General features: G+C 64.8%; 13 protein-coding genes. 9 read left to right on the top strand and 4 right to left on the bottom strand.

Features of this window, described 5'->3' with window-relative positions:
• Positions 1-157 precede the first annotated feature (157 nt).
• A complete protein-coding gene (locus QRN52_RS08520; protein WP_284752299.1) occupies positions 158-538 on the bottom strand; it encodes a hypothetical protein in 381 nt (126 codons plus the stop codon).
• A 12-nt stretch (positions 539-550) separates the two neighbouring features.
• Here QRN52_RS08520 and QRN52_RS08515 point away from each other — a divergent pair, with 12 nt between their 5' ends.
• Positions 551-2719 carry a bifunctional polysaccharide deacetylase/glycosyltransferase family 2 protein gene (locus QRN52_RS08515; RefSeq protein WP_284752298.1) on the top strand — a complete coding sequence of 723 codons (2169 nt, stop codon included), beginning with the start codon at positions 551-553 and terminating at the stop codon, positions 2717-2719.
• Positions 2720-2747: 28 nt separating this feature from the next.
• On the opposite strand, the gene QRN52_RS08510 is transcribed toward QRN52_RS08515, so the two are convergent.
• On the bottom strand, positions 2748-4340 hold the full coding sequence (locus tag QRN52_RS08510) for an AMP-binding protein (protein ID WP_284752297.1): 1593 nt from the start codon (positions 4338-4340) through the stop codon (positions 2748-2750).
• A gap of 114 nt (positions 4341-4454) precedes the next feature.
• Positions 4455-5471 (bottom strand): LacI family DNA-binding transcriptional regulator, encoded by a 1017-nt coding sequence (locus QRN52_RS08505; protein ID WP_284752296.1) that lies wholly within the window; start codon positions 5469-5471, stop codon positions 4455-4457.
• A 199-nt stretch (positions 5472-5670) separates the two neighbouring features.
• On the opposite strand from QRN52_RS08505, the gene QRN52_RS08500 reads away from it, so the two are divergent.
• From QRN52_RS08500 to QRN52_RS08465, 8 genes are read left to right on the top strand one after another with little or no spacing between them, the layout of a single operon-like run.
• Positions 5671-7050, top strand: coding sequence for an FAD-binding protein (locus QRN52_RS08500; protein WP_284752295.1), 1380 nt, complete (start codon positions 5671-5673; stop codon positions 7048-7050).
• The gene (locus QRN52_RS08495; protein ID WP_284752294.1) at positions 7047-8051 is read left to right on the top strand and encodes a zinc-dependent alcohol dehydrogenase; all 1005 of its coding nucleotides are present in this window, start codon (positions 7047-7049) and stop codon (positions 8049-8051) included. The genes QRN52_RS08500 and QRN52_RS08495 overlap by 4 nt, the downstream gene beginning before the upstream one ends.
• Before the next feature lie 53 nt (positions 8052-8104).
• On the top strand, positions 8105-9472 hold the full coding sequence (locus QRN52_RS08490) for an MFS transporter (protein ID WP_284752293.1): 1368 nt from the start codon (positions 8105-8107) through the stop codon (positions 9470-9472).
• Positions 9473-9474: 2 nt separating this feature from the next.
• Positions 9475-10605 (top strand): Gfo/Idh/MocA family protein, encoded by a 1131-nt coding sequence (locus QRN52_RS08485; protein WP_284752292.1) that lies wholly within the window; start codon positions 9475-9477, stop codon positions 10603-10605.
• Positions 10602-11474 (top strand): sugar phosphate isomerase/epimerase family protein, encoded by an 873-nt coding sequence (locus QRN52_RS08480; RefSeq protein ID WP_284752291.1) that lies wholly within the window; start codon positions 10602-10604, stop codon positions 11472-11474. Before QRN52_RS08485 ends, QRN52_RS08480 begins: the two co-directional genes overlap by 4 nt.
• Positions 11471-12631 (top strand): dihydrodipicolinate synthase family protein, encoded by a 1161-nt coding sequence (locus tag QRN52_RS08475; RefSeq protein ID WP_284752290.1) that lies wholly within the window; start codon positions 11471-11473, stop codon positions 12629-12631. Before QRN52_RS08480 ends, QRN52_RS08475 begins: the two co-directional genes overlap by 4 nt.
• 3 nt (positions 12632-12634) lie before the next feature.
• Positions 12635-13420 (top strand): SDR family NAD(P)-dependent oxidoreductase, encoded by a 786-nt coding sequence (locus QRN52_RS08470; RefSeq protein WP_284752289.1) that lies wholly within the window; start codon positions 12635-12637, stop codon positions 13418-13420.
• Entirely contained in the window at positions 13417-14577 is a 1161-nt protein-coding gene (locus QRN52_RS08465; protein ID WP_284752288.1) for a glycerate kinase, read from the top strand. Before QRN52_RS08470 ends, QRN52_RS08465 begins: the two co-directional genes overlap by 4 nt.
• Here QRN52_RS08465 and QRN52_RS08460 read toward each other — a convergent pair.
• Positions 14574-14933, bottom strand: coding sequence for a YegP family protein (locus tag QRN52_RS08460; protein ID WP_284752287.1), 360 nt, complete (start codon positions 14931-14933; stop codon positions 14574-14576). The two genes, QRN52_RS08465 and QRN52_RS08460, sit on opposite strands and share 4 nt — an antisense overlap.
• Between the last annotated feature and the right edge of the window lie 23 nt (positions 14934-14956).

The raw sequence follows: 14956 nt of genomic DNA, 5'->3' as shown, positions 1-14956 counted from the left end.
GAATCCTCTAAGGTTGGTGCCCGATGGCAGCTTTTAATGAAACGTCCGATCAGCCTGGATCCGCGTCGCCGCGTGGGCCTGTCTTCGTCGACGCCTCAGGCCGGCGCCTGCGGAGGCTCAAGCTTATTGGGCTCGGAGCCCTTGTGCTCGCAGGAGGCTATGTCGTCCTCCTGCTGGTTGCGTTCATGGGAGGGCCCAATGTTGCGGCGCCGTTCCTGCCCCTGCCGGCCGCAGTGAAGCCCTTGGCGCCACCGGCCACTCCGGCAGCCCGTGGTCTTCCGTCATCCCCATCGACTCCGCCTTCCAACGCGGACGGGCTCCCGACCGGCGGGGGCCGATTGCCTGCGCCTTCGACGCCGGCCGCTTTCGGTGTTCCGGTGACTTCTCCTTCGCCCGCTGCTGTGGCACGACCGATCAACGGTGCGGCCGCGCAACATGCTGCCTCGTTTGCGCCGGTTGCGTCCTCTGCGCCGGGCTCGTCGCCGACGGGTCCGGGCAAGAGCGGGACAGCTCCGGGCCAGGCTACGCGACCGTCCACGCCGACGCACCCGTGAGTGCGCGCCGCCTGAGCAAGCGCACTGCTCCGGTCAGTGTCAGGGCGCACTGGTTCATCCTTCTGGCCGTCCTGTTGGCACTGGGTGTCGCACTCGTCGTGCAGGGGTACATGCATCACCTCGCCGGGATCGCCGATGACTCGGTGCCCGGGGGTGGCTCCGCGAGTACCGTCCCGGACGCGGTCTCGCACGGTGGGCCGGTGGTTGATTCCCGTGGCGGCTCCGTTCGTACCGTCGGTCCGCCGGACCGCACGCTCGCGCTGACGTTCGACGACGGTCCGGACCCGGTCTGGACTCCCCGGATCCTTGACGTCCTCCGCAAGCACCATGTCCATGCCACGTTTTTCGTGGTGGGTTCAGCTGCCATCGACAATCCCGACCTCGTACGCCGCATCCTTGCAGACGGCAACGAGATCGGGGTGCACACGTTGACACATGCGGACTTTGGGAGCGCCCCGGCTTGGCGCCAGCAGCTTGAGGTCCAGGGCGACCAGCAAGTGATTGCCGGCATCACGGGCCGTGCCTCGACGCTCCTGCGTCCGCCGTACAGCTCCGAGAACGACGCCGTCCGGGACGGGACGTGGGCGGCGATGCGCACCGCTGCGGACCGGGGTTATCTCACGGTGCTCTCCACCCAGGACAGTGAGGACTGGCAGCGGCCCGGAGTCGCCGCCATCGAGAAGAACCTCACCCCTTCAGGCCCGCAGGGCCAGGTGCTCCTCATGCACGACGGCGGCGGAGACAGGGAGCAGACGGTCACGGCGCTCGACTCCGTCCTCACCAAGGTCGCGGATCAAGGCTTCCGGGTCACGACGGCGGGCGACGCCGTCGGGATCGCAAGCATGCGCGATGCCTCGGTGGGAGAGCAGATCAGCGGAAACGCGTTGGTGTGGGGAATACGGCTCAGCGATTTCTTCATCGCCGCCATCTCCTGGGCGCTCGTTGCGGCCGGAGTCGTGACAGTGGTCCGGGCCGTGCTCGTGGTGGTGTGCGGAGCGCGCCACCGGAAAGCGGCGCGCCGGTCCCTTGCGACCGGCCGCAGCCGACGCCGGGTGGACGTGCCGGTCCGGCCCGAGGTCACGGAGCCGGTCAGCGTCATCGTCCCCGCGTACAACGAGGCCGCCGGCATCGAAGCCGCAGTCCGGTCTATCGCCGAATCAAGCCATCCGGTGGAGATCATTGTGGTTGACGACGGGTCGACCGATGACACCGCGGACATCGTCGAAAAGCTCGGCTTGCCGGGTGTTACGTTGATCCGGAAAGCGAACGGCGGCAAACCCTCCGCGTTGAATGCCGGGCTTGCAGCTGCCGGCCACGATCTCGTGGTGATGGTCGACGGTGATACCGTCTTCGAACCGGAAACGGTTCACGCCCTCATTCAGCCCTTCGCCGACCCTCGAGTGGGCGCAATTTCAGGGAACACCAAGGTTGCCAACCGTGGAGGGATCCTCGGAGCCTGGCAGCACATCGAATACGTCGTCGGCTTCAACCTGGACCGCAGGTTGTTCGACATCGCCGAGTGCATGCCGACCGTTCCCGGGGCTATTGGTGCCTTCCGCCGCGATGCCCTGTTCCGGGTTGGCGGAGTCAGCGACGACACGCTTGCTGAAGACACGGACCTGACCATGGCACTGTGCCGCGATGGCTGGCGGGTCGTGTACCAGGACGATGCGAGGGCCTGGACCGAAGCTCCCGCGAGCCTTGGCGCGCTTTGGAAACAGCGATACCGCTGGTGCTATGGCACGCTTCAGGCCATGTGGAAGCACCGGGGCGCGGTGGTGCAGGGCGGGCAGGCTGGAAAGCTCGGCCGGCGCGGGCTCGGCTATCTGCTCGTCCTCCAGGTGCTGCTGCCGCTGTTCGCTCCAGTAGTGGACGTCTTCGCCATCTACGGCCTGGTCTTCCTTGATCCGGTCCGGATCGCCGCGCTCTGGCTTGTCTTCCTCCTGGTGCAATTCCTCATGGCGGCCTATGCGTTCCGGCTCGACAATGAGTCGCTTCGTCCACTGTGGACCCTTCCGCTTCAGCAGTTCGTCTATCGGCAACTCATGTATCTCGTCGTCATCCAGTCGGTAGTCACGGCCTTGGCCGGCGTGCACCTGCGGTGGCACCGAATGGAGAGGTATGGAAGCCTGCGTGTGCCACCGGCTTCGCAGGGCCAAGCATAGCCACAGAGAGTGCCGGCGCGGGCTGTCCCTAACCCTTAGCGCGCAGCTCCCGCCGAAGGATCTTCCCCGACGCCGACTTGGGAATCGCCTCGACGAACTCCACCGATCGCACCCGTTTGAACGGCGCCACACGCCCGGCGACGAACTCCATGACATCGCCGTCCCCGAGCTCGGCCCCTGCCTGCCGGACGACGAATGCCTTTGGCACCTCTTCGCCGTCGTCCGCGTGGATGCCGATGACGGCGGCGTCCGCAATCCGTGGGTGGGTAAGCAGGAGCGCTTCAAGCTCGGCAGGCGCGATCTGGTAGCCCTTGTACTTGATCAGCTCCTTGAGTCGATCGACGATCGTCACGACGCCGTCGGCCGTGACGGTCGCGATATCGCCGGTGCGGAGGAAGCCATCCGGATCGATCGTCGCCGCTGTAGCGTCGGGCCGGTTCAGGTAGCCGAGCATGACCTGCGGGCCGCGGACTAGCAGCTGTCCGCGGGCGCTCGGTCCTTCGGCCGGGACTTCGATTTCTTCGTCCGTGGCGGGGTCGAGGAGCTTGCACTCCGTGTTCGGCACGGTGTAGCCCACTGAGTCGAGCGGGACATGCTCGGCGCCGTCGCGCGGGATGGCGTGGGATACGGGGCTCAGCTCGGTCATTCCATAGCCCTGGAGCATCGTGCACCCGAGGCGGTTCGCAACAGCGTGCCCCAGTTCGCCGTCAAGGGGCGCTGCTCCCGAAAGCACGGCGCGGACGGACGAGAGGTCGTATTGGTCCACCAGCGGATGCTTCGCCAGTGCGACGGCGATGGGCGGAGCGATGAAGAGGTACGTGCAGCGATGGTCCTGCGTGATGCGGAGGAACTCGGCGAGGTCGAACTTCGGCATCGTGACGAGCCGGGCCCGCTCTCCGAGGGCGAGATTGAGCAGCACGGTCAGGCCGTAGATGTGGAAGAAGGGCAAGACGGCAAGCAGCACGTCGTCGGGAGTCACCCGGAAGAAGGCACTGGATTGCGCGACGTTCGCCACGAGGTTGTACTGGCTCAACAGGACGCCCTTCGGTGTGCCGCTCGTGCCCGAGGAGTAGGGCACGACGGCGGCGGCGTGCGGATCGACGCTCAGCGTCGGCGCGGGAAGGCCGGCGTCGATGATGTCCGCGAGCGAGGGATGGCCCGCGGCCGAGGCGAGGTCGCCGCCGTCGAGCACCACGAGGCGCTCCGCCGGAATGCCGGCGGCCTGGGCGGCGGCCTCCGCGCGCTCCAGGAAGGGCGAGACGGTGAAGAGCCAGGAGGCGCCGGCGTCGCTGAGCTGGCTGCCGACTTCATCGGCGGTATACAGCGCGTTGATCGTGGTGACGACGGCGCCCGCGCGGAGGACCCCGTGGAAGACGACCGCGAACGCCGGCACGTTGGGGCAGAAGAGGCCCACGGTGATCCCTGGGCCGGCCCCGTGGCTCGCGAGCCAGCCTGCGGTGGCGTCGATTCGGCTGACGAGTTGCCGGTAGCTCATTTCCACGCCGGACGTGCCGTCCACGAGTGCGGTCCGGTCAAGGTCCTCGCCGCCCAGCCCACCGAATAGATACTCATAGATCGTGACTTCGGGGATCTCGACATCAGCGTACGGGCTGGTGAACATTGCGGCTCCTTCAGCGCACGACGGCGGGAGTCGCCGTCGTGCGTCCATTACACCCGGCGGCGCGAGGCCGGGACAAGGGGCGCCGCGGCGGGATGCCCTTCAGCGGACGCCCGTTTAGTCGGATTGTCCGCGCGGGGCAGAGGTGGATCCGATATGCAGCTCAAAGCTCGGGGGAGCCGGCACGTCTGATGAGCCACCTGCCGTGGCGATGTAACGGGCGGCAAGTCCGCCGAGCTCCACCAGGGGGAGCGTCATTGTCGTGAGGCCGAAGACTGCACCACCACGCGTACCACCTATGCCGGCGACGGACACGTCTTCGGGGATCTTGTACCCTGCGGTCCAAAGATGCGCGAGAACGCCGACGGCCACTTCATCGTTGGTGCAGACGATCGCGTCCGGAAGTTGAGTCGATGCGGTCAGTTCCTCGGCGGCGCGCTTTCCCGATTCCTGGCTCATGCCGGTCAAGCCGAGGACTTGTGCGGGGGCCTGCGCTTCGAACATTGCATCGCGGTAGCCGACAATTCGCTGCTCGGCCGCGGAGAGTCCGGGAATTCCTCCGATGAAGGCAATTTTTCGGTGCCCAAGCGAAAGCATGTACTGGGTAAGTTCGTACGCCGTCGCGGCGTTGTCGATGACGATCTTCGTGGAATCAAACCCCCGGGGAGCGAGCGCCACTACCCGCGTACCGGCCCTTACGGCGAGGTTGACTTCGCGGGCGAGTTGCGCGGTTCCGGGTGAGCCCTCGATGTCGCTGCCGCAAAACACGATCCCGGAGACTTGATGTTCACGCAGGACGCGGAATTTTGTCCGCTCCTGCTCCGGGTCGCGGTTGGCATTGGCCAAAATAGTGACATATCCGAACTTGGCCGCTTCGATCTCGATCCCGCGGGTCATCTCTGCGAAGTATGGATCGAGGATGTCGCTGGCAATGACGCCGATGATTTTGCTGCGCTGTTGCTTCAGCGCCTGGGCCGTGGCGCTCGGCGTGTAGCCCAGAGTGTCCGCTGCAGCCCGCACACTGGCCCGCACATCCTGGGACACCGGGTGCTTCTCCGCCGAGCCGTTGAGCACGCGTGAAGCGGTGGCTACCGAGACGGACGCCAGTTCGGCTATCTCTCGCAACGTGGCCATGTCCAGACTCCTTTGATGTGATCGACGCTCCAGCCTAACCGCAACCGAAGCTGACGATTCCCAATGTCTTCCGGCGCCCGTCTTGACAGGAGGTCCGGGTGGAACTAGCGTAACGGAAAACGTTATCCATTGCTAGAGCAAGAATCTTGCCGCCAACGGTAAACGTTATCCGCAGTAGACAAACTCAAAGGAGAGACAAATGACAGACATTACGGAGCCTTTTGACCTGATCGTCGTCGGTGCGGGGGCGGCAGGTTTGGCAACCGCAAACCGGGCAGTGGACCTTGGGGGACGCGTTCTCCTGCTTGAGAAGGGCGCGGCTGCGGGAGGGTCTGCCGCGCTTTCAGCGGGCATTCTCTGGACGGCACCGAATGTTGATGTCCTTCGCCGCATCCAGCCCGACGGCGATCCGGTCCTGGGGCCATTGGTGGTGGAAGGTTACGAGCAGGCCGTGAAGGATGTGCGTGCCGCCGGTGTCAGCGTCAGCGAAGAATGGCGCGATCACCTCGAATGGGGTCGCGCCTGCAAGGTTGACATCCTTGACCTGTTCGCCAAGTGGACCGCGAAAATCAATGCCAGCGGCGGCGGTCTTCTCACCGGAGTCAGCGACGTCGAACTCATCATCGACGGCGGCAAGGTTGCAGGCGTGACGTTCACCCACGAGGGAGAAGAAAAGAGCGCACTTGGTGCGGCAACAGTACTTGCAACAGGTGGGTTCCAGGGTGACCCCGAGCTCAAGCAGAAGTTCATTGGCAACGGTGCCGACGACATAGCTGTTCGCAGCAACCCGCACTCAGTCGGTGATGGATTTCGCCTCGGAACCGCGGCCGGGGGAGCGGCGAGCCGCCATCTGTCCGGCTTCTACGGCCACACCCTGCCGAGTCCGCTGCCGGTCTCGCCAGAGGTGTTCCTCCGCCTTACCTTGTATTTCTCCGCCTACGGCGTTTTGGTCAACAGGCGCGGCCTGCGATTCACCGATGAGTCGCTCGGCGACGAAGTCTCCAACCAATTCCTTGTCCGGGAGCCGGGGCAGCGCGGCGTCCTGATCTGGGATGACCAGGTCCAGCAGAATCGCGCTCTCGCTGTCCCGTATCCCAGCGGCATGGCGCTTGACCGTCATGGCGAAGCGAAGAAGCTCGGCGCCCGGACCGCGGAAACGGACACCCTGGAGGAACTCGTCGAGGTCGTTGCCAGTTGGGGTGTCGACCGCGCCGCCCTGGCCGCCACCTTGGAAAGCTACCAGCGAGCCTCCGACGGCGAGTCCGTGGCGCTCGACGCCCCGCTGCCTGCGAACCCGAGTGCGCTCAAGAAGGGTCCCTTCAGGGCAATCGAGGTGCAGCCATGCATCACGATTCCGTTCGGCGGACTGCGTGTGGACGGTGATAGCCGGGTCCTGGACCGGGACAACCTTCCCATCCCCGGACTGTTCGCTGCCGGGGCCGACGCCGGGGGAGCCCAGGACCTCCGGTACGTCGGTGGCATCGTCTTCGGATTCGTTTTCGGCCGACGCGCCGCAGACGCCGCCGTTGCCCACATTGTGCGCGGTCACGGGGCCGACGAACTGGTTTCTGCGCCATGAGCGCCCCGACGTTGGCCCGCCGGGTTGCCTGGACGGGCGCGGAACGGCTCGTCGTTGAGCCACGGCCCGCGCCGACTCCGCCGGGTCCGGACGAGATAGTGATTCGCGTCGAGAGCGTTGGTGTGTGCGGCACGGACGCTGCGATATGGCGCGGGCATAACAACCGCGTCCGGATCGGAACCACACTCGGGCACGAATTCGGGGGCACCGTTGTGGAGGTCGGCCCGAACGTGACGATCCGGACCGTCGGCCAGCAAGTGGCAGTCGATCCCAACCGCGTCTGTGGCGAATGCCGGGAATGCGCAACAGGTTCGCGTGGACTGTGCCGCCGGCGCGAACTCATGGGCCTCGACGTCGACGGCGGTCTGCAAAGCTACGTGACGGTTGACGCCGTCAACACCGTCGCTGTCCCGGGGGCCGCAGATCCACGGGCCCTCGCGCTTATTGAGCCCATCGCCGTCGGAGTGCGCGCTTGCGCCCGCGCGAATGTCTCACCCGGCGCGCGCCTGGTGATCGTCGGCGGCGGGGCGATCGGCATGGCGTCCGCACTCCAGGCCCGCAGCCTTGGCGCGAAAAGCGTCACCGTCATCGAACCCGACGCCGTTCGCCGCGCGACGATCACGGATCACGGGGTCATCGCCATTGCCCCGGGGGAAGGAGCCGCGGAGCGCTGGGATGTCGCCATTGACACCGTGGGAAGCGGCACCAGCGTCAGCGCCGTGATGGAGCTGCTGGAACCGGGCTCGACGATCTGCGTGGCGGGACTCGCCAAAGGAGGGGCCCTTCCACCAACGGAAGACCTCGTCCGGCGGGAACTCACCCTCACCGGAACCTTCTGCTACACCTCGGAAGACCTCTCGACGGCGGCTGCCTTGGTCGCCCGCCATGGCCTGGCAGCAATCCCCAACGACATTGTCCAGGGCCTCAACGACGCCCCGGCAGCGATCGAAGCATTTGCACAAGGCCGCCTCGGCCGTGGCAAGACCCTCATCATCCCCTAGCCGGAGTCCCCAAGGGGTATCAGGCAACTGAATCTGCAATGAAGGAGAAGTCAGTGAACACATCCCTACACACCACGGCGGTCCACCCGCCGCGGGTCAAGAACAGCCCCACGCGCGCTGCCATCGCAAGCATGGCCGGCGGCACGCTGGAATATTACGACAACTACATTTACGCCTTGGCTGCCGCCCTCGTCTTCGGCAAAGTCTTCTTCCCGGAAGCGGGCGGCGTTGCGACTCTGGCAGCCCTGGCCACTTTCGCCGTTTCCTACGTGGCCCGGCCGATCGGCGCGATTCTGCTGGGACACTTCGGGGACCGGATCGGACGCAAGAAGGTCCTCGTCTTCATTCTCATCCTCATGGGAACATGCACGTTCCTCGTTGGTTGCCTACCCGGATACTCCCAGATCGGAGTTTGGGCGGCAGTCCTCCTGGTGACTCTTCGCATCCTCCAAGGCATTTCCGTCGGCGGCGAGACTGCCGCGGCCACAGTACTCACCATCGAGGTATCGCCGGAAGGGCGCCGGGGCTTCTTCACGAGTTGGGCCCCCAACGGGATCGTCGGAGGCTTCGTCCTGGCCACCCTCATCTTCGTACCGATCTCCGCACTGCCCAAAGACCAGCTGCTCAGTTGGGGCTGGCGCATTCCGTTCCTCCTCAGCGCCCTCGTCACAGTCGCCGGTCTCATCATCCGTGCGAAGCTCACCGAGCCGGAAGCATTCCTTGAAGCCAAGGAGGAGCACGCCTTGGTGAAGGTACCGGTGGTCGAAGTGTTCCACTCGCATTGGGGTGCCATCGTCCGGGTCACCTTCTGCTCGCTTGCGTTCGCGATTGACACCGTCATCAAGGTCTTTGCGCTCTCATTGGCGACGTCTGTCTATGCTGTCCCGAGCAGCACCATGCTGTGGGTCCTCATCGTCAGCCACGTGTGCGCCCTCGTGACCCAGCCTTTGTTCGCTGCCCTCTCTGACCGGATCGGGCGGAAACCGGTATTCATAGCAGGCAACATCGGATCCGCGGCCATGATCTTCGCGTACTTCGCCTCCATCCAATCCGGCAACGTGCCACTGCTCTTCGTGGCGGGATTCCTTTCGGTTTCCTTCGCCTACGCGGCCATCAACGCCACCTACCCGTCGTTCTTCGCGGAAATGTTCAACCTGAAGGTCCGCCAGACCGGCATGGCCCTCGGCTTGCAGATCGGCCTCATCGCAGCCGGGTTCGCGCCGACCATTTACACCGCGCTGACGGCCGGCCACCCGCGCGACTGGATGCCGGTCGCCACGATCTCCGCCGTCATCGCCCTCATGGCCGCAGCCAGCGCCCTCACCGCAAAGGAAACCTTCAAAGTGCCCCTGGAACAACTGGGAGCCCCGATTTCCACCGCCCGCGTGCGTCCTTCCACGCCGAATCCCTCAGGAGAGTAGCAATGAACCACCCCTTCCGCGTAGGAATCGTCGGCTGCGGCAACATCGCCGACAACCACTTCCAGTCCTACTCCGCGTTGCCCGACGTCGAAATCGTCGGAGTCTGCGATGTCGCCGTCGAACGCGCACAAATGTTCGCGGCCGAACGTGGCATCGCGCACGCTGTCCCCTCGGTGAGGGAACTCATAGCGCTGGGAATCGACGCCCTCAGCGTCTGCACACCGCACCCGACGCACGAGGCCGTCGTGGCCGAAGCCGCGTCCGCAGGAGTGCACGTTCTGTGCGAAAAGCCAATTGCCACCGACACCGGCGCCGCTGAACGAATGGTCAGCGCCGCCGAAGAGGGCGGCATCACCCTGGGGGTGGTGTTCCAGCGCCGCTTTTGGCCCGGCGCCCGGGCCCTCCGGACAGCCATCGACGACGGTCGCCTCGGCACACCGATGCTTGGACACGGCCAAGTACTCCTGCACCGCGGCATCGACTACTACGACGCGGCCGCTTGGCGCGGCACCTGGGCTGCAGACGGCGGCGGAGTGCTCATGACCCAGGCAATCCACAACATCGACCTCCTTCAGTGGTTCATGGGGGACCCCGTGGAGGTCAGCGCCAAGGCCGGTTCCTTCGTCCTCGGCGACACCATCGAAGTCGAAGACACCGCGGCTGCGCTCATCACCTTTGCCTCCGGAGCCATAGCGACACTCAGCGCTACGGTCGCCGCCAGCCCGAACCTTGGCACGCGCATCGTCGTCACTGGAAGCAACGGTGCGACGGTGCAGGTCACGGAATACCCGGAAGGCTCCGACGCGGTGAACGACCTGTGGGCAATACCCGGCGAGGAACGGGCCGGGACGGTATTCCCGGATGGTTTGAGCGGCGATATCCCTGTGGCGGAAGTCAACGCACGGCTCCTGCCCTTGCACAGAGTCCAAGTGGCCGACTTCGTCGATGCCATTCGCTCCGGACGGCAACCAGCCGTCACCGGACGTGAAGCCATGAAGTCGCTCCAAATCGTCGCCGCCGTCTATGAATCGGCTCGTACAGGGCTACCGGTTCAAATCCGCTCCGCGTCTGTGGAATCGCGCCACTTCACCCATCTGTCGCACTCATTGGCCGAAGCGGGGAAATCCCGATGATGCACGTCCGCAGCGAAACGGTGGAACTTAGCCTGAACCAGGCCACCACCCGCCCCTATCCATTGACTGAGACAGCCGAAGCGGCAATGCAAGCGGGCATCCGGCACATCGGTTTGTGGATCGAACCGGTGGAGGAGATCGGAATCGCCCGCGCCCGGCGGGTGCTCGCCGACACAGGTTTGTCGGTCAGCTCCGTTTGCAGGGCTGGATTCCTCGCGGACAAAGAAGGCGCCGATCTACGGGCGGCGCTCGAAGGAGTCAAGCGGGCCTTGGAGCTGTCCCGCGAGGTCGGCAGTCCAATGCTGACGCTTATCGCCGGCGGTCTCCCGGCACACGACCGCAGCATTCAGCACGCTGAAGTCCGGCTCCGGGCCGCCATCGAAGAAGTGGAGCCGTACGCCCGCGACGCCGGCGTGAGACTCGCGCTCGAACCTCTGCATCCACTGTTCGTCGGCACGCGGAGCATTGTGACAACCATCGCCCAGGCGCTGCGGGTCACCGCCGACTTTCCCGCCGACACTGTCGGGCTACTCATAGATGCCTATGCCACGTCCTGGGACAGCCGCTTCCATGACGATGTGCTGGCCGCGGGTCCGCGGATCGCGGGCTACCAAGTCAGCGACTTCGCACTGCCCCTTCCTGTCCCGGAGAACATGAACGGCCGCCTCTTTCCAGGGGACGGCGAAATCGATCTAGCAGCCCTCACCGCTTCGATCCGCCACGCCGGCTACAGCGGACCCATCGAAGTCGAAATTTTCAACGAAGACATCTGGAAGCTACCCCTCGAGACGATCATCAAGCGCACCGTCTCCAGCTTCAACCGCTATGTCGGCGAACCCCTCAACGAATCGGAGCGTCAACCAGCATGAAGACCCTGACCACCATTCAGCTACCCGCCGCCTCCGGCCGGCATCGGACCCTGGAACTAGCCCAGCCGGCCACGCTGGAAACACTGACTGCGCCGCCCACATCACGTGTTGCTTACGCGGCCGGGCACGTCGTCGCCGACCCGCTACGGTCCGGCGCGGGATCTCCGGCCGCCATCGACTGGGATGCCACTCTCCAGCTCCGGCATTCCCTCTGGAACCTTGGACTTGGTGTCGCGGAGAGCATGGATACCGCCCAGCGCGGAATGGGGCTCGGACCGGCAATAGCGCTCGAACTCGCACGGCGCACACTTGCCGAAGCCAAAAGCGTTGGCGGCTCGGTCGTCGTCGGAATCGCCACCGACCAACTGGACGCCGCACCTCATTCACTCGAAGAAATCACCGACGCCTACATCGAGCAGCTGGGCGAAATCGAGGCAGTCGGGGGCAGTGTCGTCATGATGGCAAGCCGTCATCTGGCCCGCACCGCGAGCGGGGCCGACGACTACTTCAACGTCTACGGCAAGGTACTGGATGCGGCCACGCGGCCCGTGATCCTGCACTGGCTGGGCTCGATGTTCGACCCCTCGCTGGAGGGCTACTGGGGCGCCCCTACCATCGCCGATGCCTCGGAAACAGTCTTGGCGCTCATCCGTGCGAAAAGGGAAAAGGTCGCAGGGACCAAGATCTCGCTGCTCGACAAGGACCATGAGATCAGCTTCCGTCGGCGGCTTCCCGCCGGCGTCCGCCTGTTCACCGGCGATGACTTCAACTACGCCGATCTCATCGCCGGGGACGAACAAGGCCACAGCGACGCGCTCCTGGGCGCCTTCGCCGCAGTGCCCCGGTTCGCGTCTGCGGCTTTCGCCAAACTCGACAAAGGAGACGTCGTGGGATTCCGCGACATCCTGGAACCCACGGTCCCTCTCAGCCGGCTCATTTTCGAAACCCCGACACAGTACTACAAAGTGGGCGTCGTCTGGCTCAGTTACCTCACCGGATGGCAAAGCCACTTCAGGATGGTCGCCGGGCTCGAATCCGGCCGCTCGATCCTCCACCTCGCGGACCTCTTCGATGCGGCCAACGGCATCGGCCTGTTCCCTGAGCCCGACCTTTCGGCAGCACGGGCGACGGCGTACTTCCGAGCACAAGGACTGTAGCCAATGGCCCAATACAGCAACCCCGCCCGCGCCGTGGCTGATGCGTCCGCTCAGATGCCCGCCGCAACTCCTTCATTCTCCGATCTCCGCTGCCTGATCGTAGGCGCCGCGTCCGGAATCGGCCATGCAACCGCGGAACTGCTCAGTACGAAAGTTGGCAGAGTCATCGGCGCCGACCTCCCGACCTCCCAATGGCCGGCAGCTCGAACGCCATACTCTCAGCTTCCCATCGATGTTTCCGAACCCCAATCAGTTGAAGAGGCTGTCGAGCAAGCTATCTCCTTGGCCGGAGGCCTGGATGTAGTCATCAACACCGCAGGAATCCTCGGGAAAGTTCAACCCTCCGTCGAAGAAACCCTCGAAGAGTTCGACAGGCTTCTCCGCGTGAACCTTGTTGGTGCGTTCGCACTATCAAAAGCCGTGCTTCCAGGTATGGCGGCGAACGGATTCGGCCGGCTCATCCACTTTTCGTCCACTGCGGGAAAGGAGGGCGTGGCCGGGATGACCGGCTATTCCGCCAGCAAGGCAGGAATCACAGGTCTGGTGAAGGCCTTGGCACGGGAATATGCGACGACCGGAGTCATCGTCAACGCAATCGCACCGGGCAAAATCGACACCCCCTTGGTGAGCGGGCACCCGCCTACGCGGCAAGACCTCGAACGGATCCCCATGCATCGGCTGGGCACAGCGGAGGAGGCCGCCGCGCTGATCGAGTACATCATCTCGCCCAACGCTTCGTACACGACCGGCTTCGTTTATGACCTATCCGGCGGAAGGGCCACCTATTGACCACCGCACACGATGCGCGGCTTTCTTCCCGGCCGCTGCGAATTCTCGTCGCTCCCGACAAATTCAAGGGGTCCCTCACCGCCGGGCAAGCCGCCGATGCTATTGCCGCAGGCGTGCTTGATGCCGCTCCTGACAGTGAGATCACCCTCCTTCCTGTCGCGGACGGCGGTGAGGGGACGATCGATGCACTTGTTGCTGCAGGGGCAGACCTCCACCATCTCACCGTCAGCGGCCCGCTTGGCGAACCAGTGGAAGCGGCCTGGGCCTCTCTCAAGGACACGGCGGTCATCGAGATGGCCCAGGCCGCCGGACTGCAGCTCATTCCACAACCATCTGCAGCAACAGCCGAAGATGCCTCAACGTATGGCGTCGGTCAATTGATTCTCGACGCCCTCGACTCCGGATTCCGCAAGATCATCGTCGCTGCCGGGGGCGTTGCCAGCACCGATGCGGGCGTGGGGGCGCTTTCGGCTCTTGGCCTGACGGTTCTCGATCCAAGCGGGACCGTGATCACACACAGCAGTGACGCCGTGTGCGGGACCGCTATTGACGGATCCACTCTCGACCCACGACTGGCTGGCGCCGAAGTGGTCATCGCCACAGATGTCTGCGTCCCCCTTGTCGGCGAACGAGGGGCGGCACACCTTTTCGGTCCCCAGAAGGGCGCGGACCCGGTGACCATTGAACGCCTCGAACGCCGCCTTGAGAGATGGAATGGCCTCTTCTTCGGCGCGTTCGGCGTTGACGCCTCAGCCACGCCAGGTGTGGGTGCCGCGGGCGGATTCGCAGTCGGCTTCCTTGCAGCGGGTGTTGGCCGGATCGCGCCGGGCATCGAGCTCATCGGGGAACTCATCGGCCTCGATACCGCCATGAGCGGTTCCGATCTGGTGATCGTTGGAGAAGGTTCACTCGACGATCAATCCTTGGAAGGAAAAGCGCCAATTGCGGTAGCCCGGGCCGCAATGCGTCGGGGCATTCCCGTCCTTGCCCTCAGTGGCATCATTCAGGCCGAAACAAGATCACGCCTCCACCTCAACGGGATCTGTGCGGCTGAATGCATCAGGGATCTAACCGAGGACAGGGACGACGCAATCAGGAACGCACGGCCACTGCTGCGTGTCCTCGCGGCGCGGGCAATGGCTTCACGCCTCGTCTAAACCGGTGCAGGATGGTCGACCAGGGCGGGGGTGTGCCAGGGGCGGCCGGTTCTTTCGCGTGGTGGAAGCGGACTATGGTGCCGCGGCGGGACGGGAAGCTGCGGCATTGGGGCAGGACTGGTTTGGCGTACGGCGGGAACCGGTGGCGTGGGTGATGTTCCGCGAACGGGGACTTCGGGGCATAGATCGGTGATCAGGCCCATTCCTGCATATTCGCGTACGTCACTGATGCCGCTCACCGCGGCGCGCTTGTCGGGAAAGGACTTGGAGACGGCTACCACCGTTCCGTCCGGCGCTTTGAGCCTGAATCTGAAGCTCGTGTCCTCGTCGATGAAGAGTTCAAACATCCCGGCCATGCGTATCCTCCTGAACAGCGGGC

The organism is Arthrobacter sp. efr-133-R2A-120 (genome assembly GCF_030209835.1).
Classification (GTDB): Bacteria; Actinomycetota; Actinomycetes; order Actinomycetales; family Micrococcaceae; genus Arthrobacter.
The sequence above is the reverse complement of the archived record's forward strand: the minus strand, read 5'-3'. Positions and strand labels throughout refer to the sequence as shown.